This is a genomic window from Streptomyces sp. SID11385, from assembly GCF_010548245.1.
GTDB lineage: Bacteria > Actinomycetota > Actinomycetes > Streptomycetales > Streptomycetaceae > Streptomyces.
The window spans coordinates 1-1,913 of the sequence record NZ_JAAGLR010000447.1; the positions used below are offsets into that span (position 1 = coordinate 1).

The following is a 1,913-nucleotide window of genomic DNA, read 5'->3' on the forward strand; positions in this document are numbered from 1 at the left end:
CTCGTGCGCCGCCGCTGCGTGCCGCGCGAGGGCGCGGGCGGCTACGTCCAGTCCCTCGTCTTCCCCGCCCCCCACACGCCGGGCACGCTCCTCGTCGTACGGGCCCGGCTCGACGCGGACGCAGACCCGGCGGGACCCGCGGTGCTCGACGAGACGGCGGAGGGCATCAGAGCGGCGAACTGACGCTTACCCGGGCGGTGTTCAGAGGAACGTACGGCCCTCGCCGCGGTACGTCGGCACCGTCCCGGTCACCTCGTCGCCCCGGACGAGGTGCAGCCGGTCGAAGCGCTCGCACAGCTCCCCGGCCTTGGCGTGCCGGAACCACACCCGGTCGCCGATGAGCAGGTCGTCGGCGACCGCGCCGAGCAGCGGCGTCTGCACCTCGCCGGGCCCCTCCTGCGGATCGTACGAGAGCCCCTCGGGCAGGTACGGGACGGGCAGCCGGTCCCGCCCGGCGACCCCCGAGGCCGGGTAGCCGCCGCCGAGCACCGTGACCACACCGACGCCCGGGCGGCGCACCACCGGCATCGCGAAGAGCGCCGCCGGACGGCCCGTGAACGACGTGTAGTTGTCGAAGAGGCGCGGCACGTACAGCCCGGAGCCCGCCGCGATCTCCGTCACCGCGTCCTCCGCTGCCGTGTGCTGCACGCTCCCCGTCCCGCCGCCGTTGACGAACTCCAGACCGGGCGCCACCGCGCGCACCGCGCGCACCACCTCGGCCCGCCGCGCGGCCAGTTCGCGGCGCGCGGCGGCCTGCATGAGCCGTACCGCCCGGGACCGCAGCGGACGCCCCGCCAGCTTGTCGCCCACGCCCGCCACATGACCCTCGTACGCCATGATCCCGACGAGCCGGAAACCCGGCGTCCGCGCCACCGCGCGCGCCATGTCGGCGACCCGCGCGGGCGAGTGCAGCGGCGAGCGGCGCGCGCCCACCCGCACCCGGCCTCCCAACAGCCGCAGCGAGGTGTCCAGTTCGAGGCAGACCCGGATCTCCTCGGTGCCGCCCTCGCGGGCCGCGTCGATGAGGCGGAGCTGTGCCGGGTCGTCGACCATGACCGTCACGGCGGCGGCGAGCTTGGGATCGGCGGCGAGTTCGGCGTACGCGGGACGGTCGGTGGAGGGGTAGGCGAGCAGCACGTCGTCGAAGCCCTCGCGGGCCAGCCACAGCGACTCCGCCAGCGTGAACGACATGATCCCCGCGAACCCCGGTCGCGCGAGGACCCGTTCGAGCAGGGCGCGGCAGCGCACCGACTTGCTCGCGACCCGGACCGGCTTGCCCTGGGCGCGGCGCACCAGGTCGTCGGCGTTCGCGTCGAAGGCGTCCAGATCGACGAGGGCGAGCGGCGCTTCGAGGTGTGCGGTGGCCCGGTCGTAGCGGGCCCGGTCGGCTGCGCGGACGGTCATGCGCGCAGCCTGCCAGACCCCCCTACCGATGGGTAGAGGGAGGAAGCGAACACACCGCCCCCCAGGGGATGTTCCGGGCCAAAGAGACGGCCCGCGCACACCGGCCCCGGAGGACTCCGGGACCCCGTAAAGTGACCGGCACCCGAGCCGCCGCGCCCGCCCGCCGCGCGGGCCCGGGCCCGTCGGCGAACGGAAGGACACGGGCAGCGCATGAGCACGGACGCCCGGCCACTGCCGCCCACACCGGACCGGCCCCCGACGCCTGCGGCCCGGCCGACGACTGTGCCCCCGCCCACGACCGTGCCCCCGCCGACGACTGCGCCCCGCGTCCCGCTCCCGCGCCTGCGCCCGCCGCGCGCGGCGGGGGAGGAGAGGGAGAAGGGGAACGGGCAGGCGCGGGACGCGGAGACCGCCGGGATACGGGAGCGGGGTGGCGCCGAGGCGCGGGAGCGGACGAACGCCGAGGCGCGGGAGCGGAGTGGCGCCGAGAAGGTACCCGAGCGGGGTGG

2 protein-coding genes and 1 pseudogene are annotated in these 1,913 nt (G+C 76.4%); 2 read left to right on the plus strand and 1 reads right to left on the minus strand.

Translation table 11 applies throughout. From position 1 onward, the window contains the following. Nucleotides 1-183 (plus strand): annotated as a pseudogene (locus G3I42_RS13680) (DUF2510 domain-containing protein); the annotation flags it as partial. A gap of 18 nt (nt 184-201) precedes the next feature. Here the strand turns inward: G3I42_RS13680 and G3I42_RS13685 are convergent. Next, complete coding sequence (locus G3I42_RS13685; RefSeq protein WP_164285773.1) at nt 202-1,404, minus strand: amino acid deaminase/aldolase; 1,203 nt, start codon at nt 1,402-1,404, stop codon at nt 202-204. Between the two features lie 210 nt (nt 1,405-1,614). Here G3I42_RS13685 and G3I42_RS36955 point away from each other — a divergent pair. Then, on the plus strand, nt 1,615-1,913 hold a 299-nt coding region (locus tag G3I42_RS36955; RefSeq protein WP_203606767.1), incomplete at its 3' end, for a hypothetical protein.